The 20,357-nt window shown below is 37.9% G+C and carries 16 protein-coding genes and 1 other annotated feature (1 of these 17 cut by a window edge); of the genes, 11 read left to right on the top strand and 5 right to left on the bottom strand.

Annotated features, from left to right (window positions below; genetic code table 11):
- Positions 1-173 (top strand) — a binding site (T-box leader) (it extends 67 nt beyond the left edge of the window).
- A gap of 102 nt (positions 174-275) precedes the next feature.
- Positions 276-2,918, top strand: coding sequence for a valine--tRNA ligase (locus IGK82_RS11555; RefSeq protein ID WP_010709906.1), 2,643 nt, complete (start codon positions 276-278; stop codon positions 2,916-2,918).
- A gap of 46 nt (positions 2,919-2,964) precedes the next feature.
- Here IGK82_RS11555 and IGK82_RS11550 read toward each other — a convergent pair whose 3' ends face one another.
- Complete coding sequence (locus tag IGK82_RS11550; RefSeq protein ID WP_002355114.1) at positions 2,965-3,564, bottom strand: TVP38/TMEM64 family protein; 600 nt, start codon at positions 3,562-3,564, stop codon at positions 2,965-2,967.
- On the bottom strand, positions 3,557-6,121 hold the full coding sequence (locus IGK82_RS11545; RefSeq protein ID WP_016622110.1) for a YfhO family protein: 2,565 nt from the start codon (positions 6,119-6,121) through the stop codon (positions 3,557-3,559). The genes IGK82_RS11550 and IGK82_RS11545 overlap by 8 nt, the downstream gene beginning before the upstream one ends.
- Positions 6,122-6,369: 248 nt before the next feature.
- Here IGK82_RS11545 and IGK82_RS11540 point away from each other — a divergent pair, with 248 nt between their 5' ends.
- From IGK82_RS11540 to IGK82_RS11525, 4 genes are all read left to right on the top strand, one after another.
- Positions 6,370-7,692 carry a bifunctional folylpolyglutamate synthase/dihydrofolate synthase gene (locus tag IGK82_RS11540; RefSeq protein WP_002355117.1) on the top strand — a complete coding sequence of 441 codons (1,323 nt, stop codon included), beginning with the start codon at positions 6,370-6,372 and terminating at the stop codon, positions 7,690-7,692.
- Positions 7,676-8,335 (top strand): HAD family hydrolase, encoded by a 660-nt coding sequence (locus IGK82_RS11535; RefSeq protein ID WP_002385286.1) that lies wholly within the window; start codon positions 7,676-7,678, stop codon positions 8,333-8,335. Before IGK82_RS11540 ends, IGK82_RS11535 begins: the two co-directional genes overlap by 17 nt.
- A gap of 55 nt (positions 8,336-8,390) precedes the next feature.
- Positions 8,391-9,089, top strand: a complete 699-nt coding sequence (gene radC, locus IGK82_RS11530; protein ID WP_002365188.1) for a RadC family protein — start codon at positions 8,391-8,393, stop codon at positions 9,087-9,089.
- Positions 9,090-9,242: 153 nt separating this feature from the next.
- Positions 9,243-9,443: a cold-shock protein gene (locus IGK82_RS11525; RefSeq protein ID WP_002355121.1), complete on the top strand. Its 201-nt coding sequence runs from the start codon at positions 9,243-9,245 to the stop codon at positions 9,441-9,443.
- A 105-nt stretch (positions 9,444-9,548) separates the two neighbouring features.
- On the opposite strand, the gene rnjA is transcribed toward IGK82_RS11525, so the two are convergent.
- The 3 genes from rnjA to IGK82_RS11510 form a co-directional block, all read right to left on the bottom strand.
- On the bottom strand, positions 9,549-11,234 hold the full coding sequence (gene rnjA / locus IGK82_RS11520) for a ribonuclease J1 (RefSeq protein ID WP_002355122.1): 1,686 nt from the start codon (positions 11,232-11,234) through the stop codon (positions 9,549-9,551).
- 1 nt (position 11,235) lies between these two features.
- Positions 11,236-11,448 (bottom strand): DNA-directed RNA polymerase subunit epsilon, encoded by a 213-nt coding sequence (locus IGK82_RS11515; protein WP_002355123.1) that lies wholly within the window; start codon positions 11,446-11,448, stop codon positions 11,236-11,238.
- A gap of 305 nt (positions 11,449-11,753) precedes the next feature.
- Positions 11,754-12,140, bottom strand: a complete 387-nt coding sequence (locus IGK82_RS11510) for a YbaN family protein (protein ID WP_002355126.1) — start codon at positions 12,138-12,140, stop codon at positions 11,754-11,756.
- 228 nt (positions 12,141-12,368) lie between these two features.
- Between IGK82_RS11510 and efrA the strand changes: the two genes are divergently transcribed.
- From efrA to mltG, 6 genes are all read left to right on the top strand, one after another.
- A complete protein-coding gene (gene efrA / locus IGK82_RS11505; protein ID WP_010709903.1) occupies positions 12,369-14,096 on the top strand; it encodes a multidrug efflux ABC transporter subunit EfrA in 1,728 nt (575 codons plus the stop codon).
- The gene (efrB, locus tag IGK82_RS11500) at positions 14,093-15,862 is read left to right on the top strand and encodes a multidrug efflux ABC transporter subunit EfrB (protein WP_002365186.1); all 1,770 of its coding nucleotides are present in this window, start codon (positions 14,093-14,095) and stop codon (positions 15,860-15,862) included. The genes efrA and efrB overlap by 4 nt, the downstream gene beginning before the upstream one ends.
- A gap of 242 nt (positions 15,863-16,104) precedes the next feature.
- Complete coding sequence (locus tag IGK82_RS11495; protein ID WP_010709902.1) at positions 16,105-16,596, top strand: gamma carbonic anhydrase family protein; 492 nt, start codon at positions 16,105-16,107, stop codon at positions 16,594-16,596.
- Between the two features lie 13 nt (positions 16,597-16,609).
- Complete coding sequence (gene wecB / locus IGK82_RS11490; protein ID WP_016622204.1) at positions 16,610-17,761, top strand: non-hydrolyzing UDP-N-acetylglucosamine 2-epimerase; 1,152 nt, start codon at positions 16,610-16,612, stop codon at positions 17,759-17,761.
- A 74-nt stretch (positions 17,762-17,835) separates the two neighbouring features.
- Positions 17,836-18,513 (top strand): HAD family hydrolase, encoded by a 678-nt coding sequence (locus IGK82_RS11485; protein WP_002399507.1) that lies wholly within the window; start codon positions 17,836-17,838, stop codon positions 18,511-18,513.
- A 207-nt stretch (positions 18,514-18,720) separates the two neighbouring features.
- A complete protein-coding gene (gene mltG / locus IGK82_RS11480; RefSeq protein ID WP_002387309.1) occupies positions 18,721-20,106 on the top strand; it encodes an endolytic transglycosylase MltG in 1,386 nt (461 codons plus the stop codon).
- Positions 20,107-20,357: the final 251 nt, after the last annotated feature.

Here is a 20,357-nt window from a genome sequence, read left to right as displayed (position 1 = left end):
CTTTTACACAACCAGTGAGAAGGTAGCTTGTGAGTCAATGGTTTGAACACAGTACGTTAGTAGAACGATTCGTTTCGTGAACGTTATCTCACGAATGAGTGGCATTTGAATGAATTCAATTCAAATGCAATTTAGGTGGTACCGCGTAAATAAGATGAATCTACGCCCTAAAATACGAAAGTATTTTAGGGCGTATTTTAGTGTTTAGCCAAAAAAACTCATTTGTAAAATAATTACCGCTCCAAATCGCGTATTTTAAGAAAGAAGGGGAAAAAATGTCAGAAGAAAAAAACTTACCAACGAAATATCAACCGACAGAAATCGAAGCTGGCCGTTATCAAAAATGGCTAGATCAAGATTTATTTAAACCAAGTGGCGACAAAAAAGCGAAGCCCTATTCAATTGTTATTCCACCACCTAATGTAACAGGGAAGCTACACTTAGGGCATGCTTGGGATACAACATTACAAGATATGATTATCCGCCAAAAAAGAATGCAAGGCTTTGATACGTTATGGCTGCCAGGAATGGACCATGCTGGAATTGCTACGCAAGCAAAAGTAGAAGAGAAACTAGCACAACAAGGAATTTCACGTTACGACTTAGGTCGTGAAAAATTTGTTGATCAAGTGTGGGAATGGAAAGAAGAATATGCTTCTCACATTCGTGAACAGTGGGCAAAAATGGGTCTTTCTTTAGATTACAGCCGTGAACGTTTTACTTTAGATGAAGGGCTATCGGAGGCCGTTCGTAAAGTGTTTGTCTCTCTTTACGAGAAAGATTTGATTTACCGTGGTGAATATATCATTAACTGGGATCCGAAAGCGAAAACAGCATTGTCTGATATTGAAGTAATCCATAAAGATATTGAAGGAGCTTTTTACCACATGAGCTACCCATTATCAGATGGTTCTGGCGTTGTTGAAATTGCGACAACGCGTCCTGAAACAATGTTGGGAGATACGGCGATTGCGGTCCATCCAGAAGATGAACGGTATCAGGAACTTATTGGTAAGACAGTTGTCTTGCCATTAGTAGATAAAGAAATTCCAATTATTGCAGATGACTATGTAGATATGGAATTTGGAACAGGGGTTGTAAAAATCACACCTGCCCATGATCCAAATGACTTTGAAGTCGGTAATCGTCATGACTTACCTCGAGTAAATGTTATGAACGAAGACGGCACGATGAATGAACTGGCTGGAAAATACGAAGGAATGGATCGTTTTGCCGCACGTAAAGCGATTGTCTCCGACTTGAAAGAACTAGGTCGCTTAATTAAGATCGAAACAATGAATCACAGCGTGGGCCATTCAGAACGAACAGGCGTTGTCGTGGAACCACGTTTATCGACCCAATGGTTTGTAAAAATGGGACCATTAGCTGAAAAAGCAATGAAAAATCAAGAAACAGAAGACGCTGTTGAATTTTATCCACCACGCTTCAATCAAACATTTTTACGTTGGATGGAAAATGTACATGACTGGGTTATTTCGCGACAATTATGGTGGGGCCACCAAATTCCTGCTTGGTATCACAAAGAAACGGGCGAGATGTATGTTGGGATGGAAGCGCCAGCCGACAGTGAAAATTGGGTTCAAGATAGTGACGTCTTAGATACATGGTTTAGTTCTGCTTTATGGCCATTTTCAACGATGGGTTGGCCAGATGAAGCAAGCGAAGATTATCAACGTTACTTCCCAACAAGCACATTAGTTACTGGCTATGACATCATCTTCTTCTGGGTAAGTCGTATGATTTTCCAAAGCTTAGAGTTTACAGGCGAACGTCCCTTCCAAAATGTCTTAATTCACGGCTTAATTCGTGATGAGCAAGGACGCAAAATGAGTAAATCATTGGGGAATGGGATTGATCCAATGGATGTCATCGAAAAATATGGCGCAGATGCGTTACGTTGGTTCTTATCAAATGGTTCAGCACCTGGTCAAGATGTTCGTTTTAGTTATGAAAAAATGGATGCTTCTTGGAACTTTATCAATAAGATCTGGAATGCAAGTCGCTTCGTTATCATGAATGTAGAAGGTATGACTGCTGCAGATATTGACTTTAGTGGTGAAAAGACTGTCGCTGATCGTTGGATTTTAACGCGCTTAAACGAAACAGTCGCCCGTGTGACAGAATTATTTGATCGCTTTGAATTCGGTGAAGCAGGTCGCCAATTATACAACTTTATCTGGGATGACTTCTGTGATTGGTATATTGAAATGAGTAAAGAAATTCTTTACGGAGAAAATGAAGCAGCTAAACAAACAACACGGAGCATCTTGGTGTACACATTGGATCAAATCTTACGCTTATTGCATCCAATTATGCCGTTTGTAACAGAAGAAATTTGGGAAAAAATTCCGCATCAAGGTGAGTCATTGGTTGTGGCAGAGTATCCAGTTGTTCATGAAGAATTTAACGATGAAGCAGCAGCTCGAGGAATGGAAGTTCTGAAAGAAGTTATTCGTTCGGTTCGGAATATTCGAGCAGAAGTGAATACACCACTTTCTAAACCAATTACCTTGTTAATTAAAACAAACGATACAGAAGTAGAAGAATTTTTAACAGCTAATACTAGCTACTTGGAACGCTTCTGTAACCCAGAGGAATTAGTCATCAGTCGTGAAATAGAAGCGCCAGAATTAGCCATGTCCGCTGTATTAACAGGCGCAGAACTATTCCTACCATTAGCTGGGTTGATTAATATCGAGGAAGAAATTGCTCGCTTAGAAAAAGAATTAGACAAATGGACAAAAGAAGTCAAACGTGTGCAAGGCAAACTTTCAAATGAACGTTTTGTGTCAAATGCACCAGATGAGGTCGTGGAAGCAGAACGTGCAAAAGAAAAGGACTACCTTGAAAAACAAGAGGCTGTCAAAGAACGGATTGCCCAATTACGTTCAATCTAAAAAAGAAAAGACAACAAAACCAAACGTTGGTTTTGTTGTCTTTTTGTTATAATTTGCCAAATAATTGAAACAAATACAACATTAAATAGCTGTAAGTAGCCACAGACCAGAATTTTAATAAAAGAACAATTTTCATGAATTCCTTTAAAGATATATCTGTAATTCCCGCCACTAAACAAACAATATCATCTGGAGCGAAGGGGACTAACATAGTAAAGATTAAGAGCTTTTTGACATTGTGTTCATTTTTGTCCAAAATCTCTTCAAATTTTTTGTATTTATTGGGTGAAAGGATTATTTTTACAAAGCTACGTCCATAGTAACGAACCAGTAAAAAGCCAATAAACTCACCAATAATCAATCCAAGATAGCTATACAAAAGTCCTTGCAAATTGCCAAACATCAACATTCCTGCAACAGAAGAGATTCCTCCAGGTAGAATAGGGATAATCACTTGGACGATTTGTAAAAGAATGAAACACAGAACCGCATAGTTACCAAACTGTTTAATAAAAGCTTGCAAGGAAGCAACAGAATGAAAAATTCCTCTGGAATATCCCCATAAAATTAAGCCGAAGAAAAGCACCAGTCCAACTAGAGGTAACCACCGAATGAGTCCATTTAAAAATTTTTTCTGATTAGTCATGAGTGGCCTCCTGACGTTTTCGACGGTATTTTTTAAAGCCAAGATAACCAGCCGTTCCCAGTAAAACCGTTCCGCTGACGGCAGTGCCAAGATAAATCATTCTTGGATGATAGGCAAAGGTTAACTGCTGTTTGCCAGCAGGGACTTCAACAGCTAAAAAGCCACCTAGAATGCGTTGTGTTTTTAAGGGTTCTTTTTGTAGCGACGATTTGACTTGCCAATCTTGGTCATAAGGAATGGACGTATACAGTAACTGAGTGTCATTTCCAGGTACATTCAGTGCGCCATTTAAATGGCCTTTTTTAGTTGCATTCACGTGAAGAGCTTGTTGGCGTAATTTGTCAACCGCACGATTAAAGGCTGTTTGGTCTAAAGTTTGAAGTTGCCAATTAGTTAAATCAACCACTTGTTCAGCAGTTAGTGACAGGGTCACGGTAGTTCCTTTTTCAAAATGCCCTAAATTGAACAGTTGATTGGTTGCAATATAAATCGGCGTCGAGATAACTTGTTGGTTTACCTTCAATTGTGTAACTTTTTTCCATTTTAAATTCGGAATATAAAGATGCAAGTCACCAGTGCTATTCACTTTAAAGGTTGCTTCAATTGTTTCGTTGGTATGATGAGGTTCATTTATCAACGAAGCTGTTTTAAAGTAAGGTTTATCCGTCGGCACGAGCGTTTGCAGGAGTTCTTCTTGGGCATCTAAAGGATTATTTTTTGCTAATTTTAACTTGGTTAATGCGGTTGGCGCCAAAAAGCCCATACCAATCGCTTCATCATTTTCCATGATTTTCGTGGAACCAACTGTTTTTAGCAATTTTTCACTCGTAGGTTTTTCAATTGGTAAAAAGTCATATTTCACATTTAAAAGTAAATTGGTTAGTTGTGAATTATCCACATAGGCAATCCGGCGATCATTTTTTCGATATAAACCTAGCGCACTTAATGTGTCTTGGGTAGTGGCAGTTAAAGTCGAAGTATAGCTAGAAACGCCAGCATAGCCATAAAGTAAAGGATTATTGTAGCCGTTATTGATTTCACGGAACCCTGTTTCTTTGGAAGGAATGACTTGTTTCATGCGATAAAGTTCTGGTGCTGAGGCCATTTTTTCATCGATTAATTGGCTGTGTTTTCGGTAATCTTGGGCAAATGTTGCTTGGCTACCAAAGGGCATATGTTTAAAAGAAATCCAGAAATTCGTTGTTAATTCTGTGCTGACCAGTAAGAATAAAGCCACGACTACATAGTTTCTTAAGGCCTTTTTGTGCGCTAAACGCAAGCAAAAGAAAATCAACCAAATAAAAAGTAAACTTAGCCATAAATAATTGATCGAAATTAAGAGATTCTTTTGTGGACCATAATACAAAGATCCGTAGCCAATGACTAACAGCAGACTAAAAATAATAGGTGCGGTCCAAGGAATGGTCACTTTTTTAAGCCAAACTTCATAGGCAAAGACAATCAATAAAAAGCTAAAAATAAAGACATTTCGGTAAGGGAAACCAGCTGGGCTTTGAAACATGTGCCAGACAGTATTAAAGGCTTCTAACCAAAAGCTTAAAAAGAGAATGAATAAAAGAATTGCTGAAGCTATTCTTTCTTTTAACGCAATTTGTTTCGTTTGAAAATAGGCAACACAGAGGAGTGTCACAAATAATCCAGCAAAAACGGTTGGTAAATGGTCTAAACGCAACTCATAATTAATAGAACCTAAGCCTAATTGCGAGAAAAACGAAGTGTTGAACTTAGGCGTTAAAAAGAACGTCGAGACATCAAAATCTGCTTTTTTTGTATAGAGCATCCCTTCTGCTGCAGGTAATAATAAAAAGCTAGTTGCAGTTCCTGTTAAAAAAGAAACGAGGATGAATAACGGACTTTGTTTAAAAAATTGCCGAATAGCATGGGGTTGGGTATTCTTTTTAAAGAACCAATAGATACTGTACAAAACAGCAAAGAGACAAATCATATAACCCATGTAGTAATTCGTCACAATCGCTAAAAACAGGGTGATACTGTATAAGCCCCATTTACGTTGATCCCATAAACGTTGGAGTCCCAATAAGATAAGCGGGAATAGAATCAGTGCATCCAACCACATAAAGTTTTGGCTATAGACGGTGACAAAGCCACAGAAACTATAGGACGTTGAAAAAAGTAACGTGGTGCCATCAACTTTTTGATAGGTGTATTTTAAATAGCTAAACATCGTCGTGCCCATCAAGGCAAGTTTTAAGGTAATAATCCATAAAATTGCTATAGGTAATTGTTCATAAGGAAAAAAGAAAGCCAACACATTAAAAGGGCTCAGTAAGTAATAGGCTGCCAAAGGAACAATCGACTCACCAATCTCATTGGAAAAAGAGTAGAATGTAGTTATTCCCTCGTGAAAAGAGCGTTTTAAAAAACTCAAGAAAGGCATGTATTGTGTGCCTAAATCACTAACTAATAAGTTGTTGTCACCAAAAGGCGCAAGTTGTAATGTCATCCATACAAGCAATAGAAGTAAAAACGGCAAGAAAAAACTTCCTAACCATAAAAGCTTCGATTTGTTTTTCATCAAAATAAGTCCACCTTTATAAAAAAATCATGAATAAGCGTGTTGAACGCTCTAAAAATAGTTTTTAATTGGCTGGCTGGAATGAACCATCCAGAATGTTAGTTTACCATAAGTTCATTAATGTATCCGCTAATAACGCAAAATTATGAAAAATGCAAAAAGTTTTCAAGAAAAAGTTTCAATTGGTTATTAGTGAAAAAGTCACCTAACTTAGTTATAATGTAGAAGAAGACAAGGAGTTGGACAAGATGCAATTAACAATAGAAGAAGCCATTGAATGGATTCATAGCCGGTTACCCTTTGGCTCAAGACCTGGTTTGGATCGGATTAATGCGTTATTAGAAAAAATTGATCATCCAGAAAACAAAGTGCCAACGATTCATATCGCAGGAACCAATGGTAAAGGCTCAACCGTGACATATTTACGCTGTCTATTAGAAGAAATGGGCTTGAAAGTCGGAACCTTTACCTCTCCTTATATTGAATCATTTAATGAAAGAATTGCGATAAATGGTCAACCAATTTCAGACGAACAATTGATTACCTATGTGGAAAAGTATCAACCAATCATTAAAGAATTAGACCAGATCACTGAAGTGGCTGGAATTACAGAATTCGAAACATTGACAGGAATGGCCTTGGACTATTTCGTGAATGAACAAGTGGATATCGCCGTTGTTGAAGTTGGCTTAGGTGGATTACTTGATAGCACCAATGTCGTGAAGCCATTATTGACGGGAATTACGACAATTGGGAAGGATCACACAGAAATTTTAGGTGAAACAATTGCTGAAATTGCCTATCAAAAAGCGGGTATTATTAAAGAAAAAGTCCCAGTAGTAACAGGCAATATTTGTGCTGATGCGCTAGCAGTCATTGAAAAAGTCGCACAAGAAAAACAGAGTCCAATTTTTCGTTTTGGCAAAGAGTATCAAGTGGAATATCTACATCCTGATACACAATGGGGGGAAGTATTTAATTTCTATGGAGAAATGGGCAAACTGACAAAAATTAAAGTTCCCTTGTTGGGGCGTCACCAAGTAGAAAACGCGGCGGTAGCTATTCAATTATTTGACAAGTATTGCCAACTACAACATTTGCCGTTTAAAGAACGAGACATTACTCAAGGGTTAGCTAAAGCGCAATGGCCAGCTCGAATGGAACGTCTTAGTGATGAACCGTTGATTGTTTTAGATGGTGCCCACAATGATCATGCAGTAAAACGCTTAGTTGAAAACTTGCGCAAAGAGTTTCCACAACACACGATTCATATTTTATTTTCAGCTTTAGCAACTAAAGATGTGGATGAGATGATTCAGGACTTAAAGCAAGTACCGAATGCGCATCTTTACTTAACTAGCTTTGATTACCCTAAAGCTATTGCACTTACAGAAATGGAAAAATATGAAGACGATTTAACAGAAATTGTGTCTTTATGGCAATTTGGCTTAGGCGAAATTTTAGAAAAAATGTCGACAGATGATTTATTATTAGTAACAGGTTCATTATATTTTGTTTCTCAAGTAAGAGAATTACTTTTAACTATAGGAGGAAATGATGAAGAAATTTGATGGCGTAATTTTTGATATGGATGGGTTGCTTTTTGATACGGAGTTGATTTACTATACATCTACTCAAAAAGTAGCAGATGCAATGGGGTTACCATATAGTAAAGAAGTCTATTTAGACTATGTTGGGATTTCAGATGAAGAAGTACAAGAGAATTACCGACGTATTTATGCATCCTATGGTCACGACACAGTGGAAGAATTTATCCGCCGTTCTTATGATGATACCTTGCAAGAGTTTCGATCTGGTAACGTCCCTTTAAAACCAGGGGTGGTGGAATTTCTCGACTTTTTAGATGATCAAAAAATTCCTCGATTGGTTGCTTCAAGTAACGTCCGTCCAGCAATTGAAATGTTATTAAGCCATGCTGGGATTCAGGATCGTTTTGTAGGAATTGTTTCAGCAGAGGACGTTAAACGAGCAAAACCGGACCCAGAAATTTTTCAAAAAGCACGTCAACTTTTAGGAACAGAAGCCCCGAAAACCTTGATTTTCGAAGACTCATTTCATGGGGTAAGTGCGGCTCATAGTGCGGGCATTCCAGTGATCATGGTACCTGATTTATTGCAACCAACTGAAGTTATCCAAGAGAAAACATTACATGTCTTGGAGAGTTTACATCAAGCGCCACATTATTTAAAATAATAAAAACAACACTCCTTTGCGTAGTTTATTAATGACTAGCAAAGGAGGTTTTTTTATGCAAGTATCGGATCTGTTTATTCGCGAGATGCCGAGTGATTGTTTACCACGAGAACGGCTCTTAGCGATAGGAGAAAAAGCATTATCGAATCAAGAGTTGTTGGCGATTCTGTTACGTACTGGCTCAAAAGAAGCAGACGTGATGACTGTTGCCGCAACGCTGTTAAAACAGTTTAAGCAACTTTCTTATTTGCAGCAAGCCACGTTGAACGAGTTAATGGCTATTAAAGGCATTGGCCAAGTGAAAGCCATTGAATTACGTGCGGCCATTGAATTAGGGTGTCGAATTTATCAAAGTAGTCAAATCAAATTTGGCAAAGTTACGTCCAGTCAACAAGTCGCTCAACGATTACTTCAAGAGATGAAGGGGCTGCAACAAGAACATTTAATTTGTATTTACTTGAATACCAAGAATGACATTATCCAACAGAAAACGATTTTCAAAGGTTCACTGAATCAAAGTATTGCTCATCCACGCGAAATTTTTCGGGAAGCGGTTAAATATTCTTCTGCTCGCATACTATTAGCTCATAATCATCCATCTGGCAATCCGACACCGTCTCCACAAGATATCCAATTTACCAAACGAATGGAAGAATGTGGCGAAATGATGGGGATTCAATTGTTGGATCATATTATTGTTGGTGATAGCGGATACATTAGTTTGAGAGAAGAGAATTTTTTTGCTTCAGAATGAGGACAATTCTTGCAAAAATATTTTATCACGTGTAAAATGAAAGGGTAATCTTGTTTGGAATTATGTAGACTTTTTAAATTTTTTTAAATATTCTATTGGAAGCGAGCAAAGTTACGACTATTTATGTGCAAATGCACGAGGAGGAACAAAAGAATGGAACAAGGAACAGTAAAATGGTTTAACGCAGAAAAAGGTTTTGGGTTTATCTCACGCGAAGACGGAAGCGACGTATTCGTACACTTCTCAGCTATCCAAGGTGATGGTTTCAAAACTTTAGAAGAAGGTCAAGCAGTGACTTTTGATGTTGAAGATTCAGACCGTGGCCCTCAAGCAGTTAACGTAGAAAAAAACTAATAAAAAATAATCCAAAAACACCTAACGCATGTTAGGTGTTTTTTTGTTAGAAAAAATAGAGAAGAAAAATGGACAAACACTTTTCTTCTCTATTAAATGAGAGCTTTATTGATCACTAACTGTGGCAGTCATAATCATTGGCAGAATCATTGGATGACGTTCTGTTTGTTCAAACAAGAAAGGCTGTAAAGCGGTCGTCATGGCTTCGCCTAATTTTGCTTCGGTACAGTTTTTATCTTTCATTGCTTCACGTAGAGCATTGAATAAAAGACGTTGGCCTTCATGAATCATATCACCAGACTCACGCATGTAGACAAAACCACGGGAAAGAATGTCTGGACCAGCCATAATTTCTTTATTTTTAATATCAACTGTTGCTACCGCTAAAACTAAACCTTCTTCAGATAAGATACGACGATCCCGTAAAACAACATTCCCGATATCACCGACACCATTTCCATCAACGTACACGTCATTAGCGTTGAAGTGACCAGCAGGACGTGCGCTATCAGCCGTTAAAGCTAAGACATCGCCGTTGCCCATGATAAAGCAATTTTCTTCAGGAACCCCTGTATCTTGAGCGAGCGAAGCATGGATTTTTAACATTCTAAATTCACCATGAACAGGCATGAAATATTTAGGCTTCATCAAGCGAAGCATTAATTTTTGCTCTTCTTGTCCACCGTGACCAGAAGTATGGATATTATTGATTTTTCCGTGGATAACTTCTGCACCGGCTTCAGATAATAAGTTGATTAAACGGTTAACGCTTGTCGTATTCCCAGGAATTGGTGAACTTGAGAAAACAACCGTATCGCCTGGTTGAATACTAATTTGGCGATGTGTACCGTTAGCAATCCGACTAAGCGCGGCCATAGGTTCTCCTTGAGAGCCAGTACATAAAATCATTGTTTCATTTGCTGGCAATTGATTCAGTTCCGCCGCATCGACAAACGTTCCTTTTGGCACTTTGATGTAGCCTAAGCGTTCGCCATTGACAATGGCATTTTCCATGCTACGACCAAAAACAGCAATTTTGCGACCGGTTTTCACGGCTGCATCAGCAGCTTGTTGTAAACGGAAAATGTTTGAAGCAAAACTGGCAAAGATAATCCGACCATCAATTTTTTCAAAGATTTTTAAAATAGAGGTCCCAATTGTTTTTTCGGATTTTGTAAAGGTGGGTATTTCAGCATTGGTACTGTCTGAAAGAAGACAAAGGACGCCTTCTTCACCTAATTTCGCCATTCTGTGTAAGTTGGCTGGCTCACCAACGGGTGTAAAGTCAAACTTAAAGTCACCTGTTGCGACAATGTTACCAGAAGGCGTTTTAACCACAACGCCCAAGGCATCAGGAATACTGTGAGTCGTCCGGAAAAAGCTAATCGCTGTTTTTCTAAAACGAATCACCGTATCTTCATTAATTTCGTGTAATTCCGCTTCTCGCAATAAACCATGTTCATCTAGTTTGTTGGTAATTAAAGCCAAGGCTAGTGGTCCCGCATAGATTGGGATATTCGCTTGACGTAAAAGATAAGGAACGCCACCAATATGGTCTTCATGACCGTGGGTAATAACGAGTGCTTTGACTTTATGCAAATTTTGAACGATGTAGCTATAATCTGGAATCACGTAGTCAATCCCAAGTAAATCATCTTCTGGGAATTTGATCCCAGCATCAATAATGATAATTTCATCTTGGAATTGTACCCCATATGTGTTTTTTCCAATTTCGCCTAAACCACCGATTGCAAAAACGCCAGTTTCGTTATTTTTTATGTTTACTTTCATGTTAAAACTCCGTTAGAGTGAAGTCCGCATGTTCTTGCTCGTAAGCAAGATGTTTTTCGTCTAATAATTGAACGTATTCAATATTGTATGGGGTATTTTCTTCAACTAATTGGCGCACGATTACATCGCTATCGGCTTCCATGTAAAGAGATTTTGTGTCTTCTCTTTTTGGGTTTCTGATTTTTGTTTCTTGATAGTATACTTTGTAAATCATCGATTCATTTCTCCTTCAGCTACTAATAGTAGCAATTTATAGTTTTTTTCATTTTAAGACAGAAAATTAAACACAACAAAACGAGGTGCTGATCACCTAAAAAAGAATGCTCATCAAAAACATCTGTTAATGATGAAATGAAGCCTCGACTTTGCTTCATTCTGGGTATTTGATTTTATGTGTTCTTTTTTCAACCGTCCCGTGTGTTGTGAATAACAACAATTAAGCTTATTTTATCATAGAATGATAAGGAAGTATAGAAACACTCACTGGACTTTTAAAAAAAACAAACTTCTTGTTTCACCTTATTCTTGATCAAGTTCGAGTGCCTTTTTTTTAGGACGCCAATACCAACTTAAGCCGATCACGTGGGCTAAATAAACAATCGCTAAAGTCGTAGTCATCAACGTATTTCGGACAATTAAACACGGAATGGCAAATAAAAGAAACATGGAAATAAATAGTTTCCATTTACCTTTACGAGTAATTTTTTTCTCAAAGAAGGCTTCTTGGATATATTTTTGATAATAAGAAGAAGCTAAAAATTTGTTATAAAGTTTATCTGAACTACGCATCCAAAAAAAGGCCGTTAATAAATAAAAACCAGTGGTGGGTAAAAGCGGCAAAAAGATTCCTAACGTGCCTAAAGCAAACGTACAGGAACCGAGAAAAATGAAGAATAATTTTTTCATTCAAAGGGTCCTTTCAGTTTTTCCCAATTATGGCACAATCAAAAGGAAGTAGCAATTTTAATCGTATAAGTAAATCATTAAAATTATCTATTTTTTAGAAAATCTAAAAGAGAAAGGATAGAAAGAGAAAGGCTGTTTTTTCTAGCCAGACAGCTTGTATTACCGATTTCTTTTTGATACAGTGGGAGTACTAGAAAATTTAAAGTAAGATAAGAAGGAGATGATTAATTGAAGTTAATGTGGCGTTACACAATGCGTTATAAGAAATTACTTTTTGCTGATTTTATTTGTGTGTTTGGTTTTATTTTGATTGAATTAGGCTTGCCGACCATTTTAGCACGAATGATTGACAAAGGAATTATTCCTAGAGATATGGACTATATTTATCAGCAAGGGATTTGGATGGTTGTAATTACGATTATTGGTGTCGCAATGAATATTTTGCTAGGGTACTTTGGTGCCAGAATTACAACAAACATTGTTCGTGATATTCGTGATGATTTATTTGAAAAGATTCAAACTTTCTCACACAGTGAATATGAAAGTATTGGGGTTTCTTCCTTAATTACGCGAACGACCAATGATGCATACCAAATTATGCTCTTCTTGGGAAATATTTTACGTCTTGGCTTTATGACGCCAGTGATGTTTATTGCCAGTCTTTACATGGTGATGCGAACGAGTCCGTCGTTAGGAATGTACGTTTTAGGTGCCTTGCCTTTTCTGCTGCTAGCAGTTGTCGGGATTGCTCGTTTGTCAGAACCGTTATCTAAAAAGCAACAAAAGAACTTAGATGGAATCAACGGGATTTTAAGAGAAAATCTTTCTGGATTGCGGGTAATACGCGCATTTGTTAATGAAAAATTTGAAGAATCTCGTTTTAATAAAGTCAATGAAACTTACACTAAAAGTTCAAAAAGTCTGTTTCGTTTAATGGCAGCAGCCCAACCAGGGTTCTTTTTCTTATTTAATATTGTGATGGTCTTAATCATTTGGAGCGGGACTGTTCAAATCAGCCATGGGGATTTAGAAGTTGGGAATTTAATAGCTTTTATTGAATATATTTTCCATGCGCTGTTCTCGTTTATGTTATTTGCCAGTGTCTTTATGATGTATCCTCGGGCTGCGGTTTCGGCTTCGCGGATTCAAGAAGCCTTAGACATGGAACCAGCTATTCGTGAAGAAGAAGGCGTAACAGAAACAGCTACTAAAGGCTATCTAGAGTTTAAAAATGTAACCTTTGCCTATCCTGGACATGCGGAAAGCCCAGTCATCCGCAATGTAAGTTTTAAGGCGTCACCTGGTGAAACAGTGGCCTTCATTGGGAGCACAGGTAGTGGGAAATCAACATTAATTCAATTGATTCCACGGTTTTATGATGTATCAGAAGGTGAAATTTTAATCGATGGAGTGAACGTAAAAGAGTACCAACTTAGTGCATTACGCAATAAGATTGGCTATATTCCACAAAAAGCGTTACTTTTTACTGGTACAATTGCTGATAACCTTCGCTACGGTAAGGAAGATGCGACGTTAGAAGAAATGGAACGAGCAATTGACATTGCTCAAGCCACAGAATTTGTTTCGCAAAAACCGCAAGGCTATGATGAACCTCTTTCAGAAGGTGGCACGAACTTTTCTGGTGGTCAAAAACAACGTTTAGCTATCGCACGGGCGATTATTCGCAATCCGGAAATTTATATATTTGATGATAGTTTTTCTGCGTTAGATTATCAAACAGATGCAAATTTACGAGCGCGTCTGAAAAAAGAAACAACAGAATCCACTGTTTTAATTGTGGCACAACGTGTTGGAACAATTATGCATGCGGACCGCATTGTTGTTTTAAACGAAGGCGACGTGGTCGGAATTGGCACACATCGTGAATTACTTGAGACTTGTCCAATTTACTATGATATTGCGGCTTCTCAATTGTCAGAGGAGGAATTAGCATGAAACACGCCTTTTCTTCTATGAAACGAATCGGTCGCTATATTAAACCGTACCGAGTGACGTTTTATTTAGTTATTTTATTTACAATATTAACCGTTGCCTTTAATGCAGCGTTGCCTTATTTGACTGGATTACCAACGACAGAAATTAGCCGTAATATTGCGGCTGGCGAATCCATTAATTTTGATTATGTAATCCAATGTTTAATTTGGATTTTAGTTGTGGGAACAGGTTATTGTGTGGCACAATTTTTGTCAGGCTTTTTAATGACGAATGTCGTTCAACAATCCATGCGCGATTTACGCCGCGATATTGAAGAAAAAATCAATCGTTTGCCAGTTTCTTATTTTGATAAGAACCAACAAGGAAATATTTTGTCACGGGTGACGAACGATGTGGATGCTGTCAGCAATGCGATGCAACAAAGTTTTATTAATATTGTTTCGGCAGTCTTAGGTATTGTGATGGCGGTAGTGATGATGTTCTTGATCAATCCGCTGATGGCGATTTTTTCAGTGATTATGATTCCGTTGTCTCTGATTATTTCCAGAACAATTGTTAAAATCTCCCAGAAATATTTCCAAGGAATGCAAAATTCTTTAGGAGACTTAAATGGTTATGTCCAAGAAAATATGACTGGGTTCAGTGTTTTAAAATTATATGGTCGGGAAAAAGAAACCCTTGAAGGCTTTAAACAAGTCAATCATCGTTTAAATGGTTTTGGTTTCAAAGCATCCTTTATCTCAGGATTAATGTTGCCATTGGTTCAGATGACCGCTTATGGGACCTATATCGGGGTAGCTGTCCTTGGTAGTTACTATGTGGTTGCTGGTGTGATCGTAGTGGGGCAATTACAAGCGTTTATTCAATATATTTGGCAAATTAGCCAACCAATGGGGAATATTACGCAGTTGTCTGCAGCTTTACAAAGCGCTTCAGCTTCGACCATGCGGATTTTTGAAATCCTAGATGAACCAGAAGAAGAACTTAACGAACAAGATGTTCCTTTGCCAGAACCTATTTTAGGCTCTGTTGAATTTGAAAATGTCAGCTTTAGTTATGACCCAGAAAAACCGTTAATTCGTAATTTGAACTTTAAAGTTGATGCGGGCCAAATGGTTGCGATTGTGGGACCAACTGGCGCTGGGAAAACAACCTTAATCAACTTACTGATGCGTTTTTATGATGTAACAGAAGGCGCCATTAAAATTGATGGCATTGACACGAAAAAAATGAACCGTAGTGATGTCCGTTCTGTATTTGGAATGGTATTGCAAGATGCTTGGTTGTATAAAGGTACCATTGCAGATAACATTCGTTTTGGGAAGTTGGATGCCACGGATTATGAAGTTGTGGATGCAGCGAAAACGGCCAATGTGGATCACTTCATTCGGACAATGCCAGACGGGTATGAAATGGAAATCAATTCTGAGGGAGATAACGTTTCCCTTGGTCAAAAACAATTGTTGACCATTGCCCGAGCGGTAATTTCTGATCCGAAAATTTTGATTTTAGATGAGGCGACTAGTTCAGTCGATACACGCTTGGAAGCCTTAATTCAAAAAGCAATGGATCGTGTTATGGAAGGACGAACGAGTTTCGTTATTGCCCACCGCCTATCAACTATTCGTGAAGCTGATTTAATTCTTGTTATGAAACAAGGAGAAATCATTGAAAAAGGTACGCATCATGAGTTGCTGGAACAAGGTGGTTTCTATGAAAAACTATACAATAGTCAATTTGCTGAAGAAGGCGACTATGAGGAATAAAAAGAGGTCGGGACAGAAGCGTTTAACTCCGAGAAATAAGAAGGAATTTCCGAAAATTGTTCTGTAATTTTTGGAGAATTCCGGCTTATTTCCGAAGGAGTTGCTTTTGTTCCCGCCGTTTATCATTTTTTGAGCGTGGAGCAAAAATCCAAAGTGATTTTTGTCCCACGCTCTTTTCTTGTCTTTTTTACTATGAAAGTGAGGAATTCTTGTCTATACTTAATGAAAAGAGGTGACAGAGTTTGAAAAAAGAGTATTTTATTGCTGCTAGTGCAGATGTCTATGGAAACGTACAACTAGCAAAGGATAGTAATATTTGGTTTCAGTCGGTCTTAAGAGGTGACAGTAACACAATTACCATTGGTGAAGGTAGTAATATTCAAGATGGCACGATTATTCATGTTGATGAAGATGCCCCGACAATTGTAGGCAAGTATGTAACGGTGGGCCATCAATGCATGTTACACGGTTGTGAAATCGGTGATGGTGCTTTGATTGGCATGGGTTCAACCATTCTAAATAACGCTATTATTGGAGAAAACAGCCTGATTGGTGCGGGCTCTTTAGTGACAGAAGGCAAAATTATCCCGCCAAATGTTTTAGCATTTGGTCGACCCGCGAAGGTTATCCGTCCGTTAACGGCAGCAGAAATAGCCAGTAATCATACGAACGCCTTACATTATATTCAACGAGCAGAAGAATTTCGCCAACAAAAATACCCGAAACTAACATAGAATTAGGAGGAAAATGATGAAGAAAATTAAAGTAATGACGGTTTTTGGAACACGGCCAGAAGCGATCAAAATGGCGCCCTTAATCAAAGTTTTAGAAGAGCAAAGTGAAGGATTTGACTCTGTAGTAGTCGTAACAGCGCAACATCGCCAAATGTTGGATCAAGTGTTAGAAGATTTTCAAATTACACCGAATCATGATTTAAATATCATGAAAGATGGGCAAACCTTAACAGATATTACAAGTCGTGTTTTGAATTTATTAACTGAGGTTCTTGTGACAGAACAGCCGGATATTGTCTTGGTTCATGGCGATACAACCACGTCATTTGCGGCTGCATTGGCTGCTTTTTATCAACAGATTCCGGTGGGACATGTGGAAGCAGGATTACGGACCTGGCAAAAATATTCTCCGTTTCCGGAAGAAATGAATCGTCAACTGGTAGATGTGTTAACGGATATTTATTTTGCCCCAACCACTCAAAGTAAGGACAATTTAATCAAAGAAAATCATCCAGAAGAACATATTTATGTAACTGGCAATACAGCGATTGACGCGATGGCGTACACTGTTGATGCCCACTATCAAAATGATTTATTGGAAAAAATCCCTACAGACCAACGCATCGTGCTAATTACAATGCATCGTCGTGAAAATTTAGGCCTGCCAATGGCAAATGTGTTTAAAGCTGTTCGTCGGCTTGTAATGGAACATCCAGAAATTGAAGTCATTTTCCCTATGCACAAAAATCCCAAAGTCCGTGAAATAGTAGCGGAACACTTAGGTGAATTAGCTCGTGTGCATTTAATTGAACCATTGGATGTCAAAGATTTTCAAAATTTTGCAGCGAAAAGTGCTTTAATTTTAACTGATTCTGGCGGTGTGCAAGAAGAAGCTCCTTCCTTAGGTGTGCCAGTTTTAGTTTTACGAGATACAACGGAACGTCCAGAAGGCGTAGCGGCAGGAACATTGAAATTGGTTGGTACAGACGAACAAGTAGTCTATCAAGAGACAAAAACATTATTGACTGATTCTGATGCTTACCACGCGATGGCGCATGCACAAAATCCGTATGGGGATGGTCAAGCTAGCCGTCGAATCGTTGAAGCCATTGCCTATGAAATGCAGCAATCAGATAAAAAACCAGATACGTTTACAGCAAAATAAATAAAAAGGCAGAGAAGCGCTGAAAAATGTGCTTCTTTTGCGTATCTTATTTTGAAGAATCAATTAGACAAAAAATGCTAGAAAGTAGTGAAGTGAAGATGTATCAAACGATTTTATTTGATTTAGATGGCACAATTACGGATTCTGGTAGCGGCATTATGCGTTCTATTTTGTACGCAACAGAACAATTAGGCTGGCCAGCTCCTAGCGAGGAGACGTTACGTTCTTTCATAGGGCCGCCTTTATATGAGTCATTTTTGCACATGGCGCCTTCAGCTGAAGCAGCGCAACAAGCCGTGGGTCATTATCGAGCGTATTATCAGAGAAAAGGTATGTTTGAAAATCATGTGTATCCAGGGATCCCAGAGGTACTAATAAGGTTAAAGGAAGCGGGAGCAAAGTTATACATTGCGACTTCCAAGCCAGAAGAATTTGCTAAAAAGATTATTACTCATTTTGATTTAGATCGTTATTTTACAGGCATCTATGGAGCGAGTATGGACGGTCATCGTTCTAAAAAAGCAGATGTGATTCAGTATGCATTAACGGAAGCTCAACTAGACCCAACCAAAGAAGCAATTATCATGGTTGGTGATCGTAATCATGACATTCTTGGTGCTCAACAAAATGGCTTAGATAGTATAGGTGTCTTGTATGGATTTGGTGAAGAAACAGAGTTACAAGAGGCGGGAGCGACATTCCTAGTACACTCGCCTAAAGACTTAGGTGCTATTTTGCTACGAAATTCTTAATAGAAAATGGATTTTCGATAAATTTAGGAGGATTTTAAGATTTATTATCGTTTCAATAGAAAAGCGCCATCATAGGCTTTAAACGTTATCAATGATGAATTTTTTATCGGGGAATGACGGTCTTTTTATTAAAAACATTTAATTTTAAAGAGGTTTCATGTATAATAGTTTCAGTCATAAACGATAGAATAGTAAGGAGGGTTAGTTTTGGCTAATGATAACCAAAATAACCAAGATCCCAAATCTTCGCTTAGAGATCAAGTAACTGGGTCTTTAAATGGTAGAAATGATGGCGATCAACCTGATTCCTCTGAAAAAAATGATAGGTCACCCCAACCTTCATCTGATGAATCACAAGAAACAGCGAGCCGCACAACACAAACACGTGCAGGTTCTAGAGCTGCTCGAAGACGTGGGAAAGACAAGACAACACAGACAGTCGAAGAGCCAACCCCGATTGAAACAGACGAAAAGCCAACAAATACAAAAAAACAAACACGTAAAAAAGAAGATCGTTTAGTCGGTCGTATCGTGTTAATTGTAGTTTCTGTATTAGTTTTAATGATGGCAATCTTTGGGTTTACTTTTTATAAATATGTAGATGCTGGGCTACAGCCACTAGACAAGAACAATAAGAAGCTTGTTCAAGTGCATATCCCAGAAGGATCTTCTAATAAGCAAATTGCTGCGGTTTTAGAAGAAAGCAACGTCATTAAAAGCGGAATGGTTTTTAACTACTACGTAAAATTTAAAAACTTAACAGATTTTCAAGCGGGCTATTATCAAATGTCTCCAAGCATGACACTCGATGAAATTGGTGAAATGCTAAAAGAAGGAGGTACGCCAGAACCAACTAAAATTGCAGATGGCAAAGTAACGATTCCTGAAGGCTACGATATAGATAAAATTGGCGAAGCTATTGAAAAAAATACAGATTTCAAGAAAGCAGATTTCATTGCATTAATGAAAAACGAAGACTTCTTCAATCAAATGAAAGCTAAGTATCCTGATTTACTTGAAAGTGCTGCAACTGCAGAAGGTGTTCGTTATCGCTTAGAAGGCTATTTGTTCCCGGCAACTTATGATTACTACAAAAAAGCAACACTTCCTGAATTTGTCGAACAAATGATTGCTAAAATGAACACAGTAATGGAACAATATACGCCGACAATTCATGCAAAGAATTTAACCAATCAGCAAGTCTTAACGTTAGCTTCATTGGTTGAAAAAGAAGGAGTCAAAGAAGCAGACCGCAAACAAATTGCGCAAGTATTCTTTAACCGCTTGGCTGCCGATATGCCAATCCAATCAGATATTTCTATTTTGTATGCTCTAGGAGAACACAAAGAAACTGTAACGTATGCTGACTTGGAAGTGGACTCGTCTTATAACTTGTATAAAAATACTGGTTATGGACCAGGACCATTAGATAGCCCAAGTGAGGAGTCAATTAAAGCAGTCTTGAATCCGACACCAAGTGACTATTTATACTTTGTAGCAGATATTTCTACAGGAAAAGTCTACTTCTCAAAAACATATGAAGAACATCAAGTATTAGTAGATCAGTATGTCAATAATTCAAGTAGTGAATAAAATGAAAACATAAAAGAGCTTGGTGAATCAATTTTGTATGATTCACCAAGCTTTTAGATACTCAAAAAGTAATCTGTTTAACAGAGGGAAAGAGTAGCAACTAGAAATTTATATAAATAAAATTTAGCAAAATCACAAAAATTCAATAATTATATTTACAATTTAGAAAAAGCGTGGTACTCTTTTGTGGATTGAAAGCGGAATTTTTTTCAATAACCAACCAAGAACTACGTATCGTTAAGCGAAAAAGG

Source organism: Enterococcus sp. AZ197 (assembly GCF_050556405.1).
Classification (GTDB): Bacteria; Bacillota; Bacilli; order Lactobacillales; family Enterococcaceae; genus Enterococcus; species Enterococcus faecalis.
The sequence above is the reverse complement of the archived record's forward strand: the minus strand, read 5'-3'. Positions and strand labels throughout refer to the sequence as shown.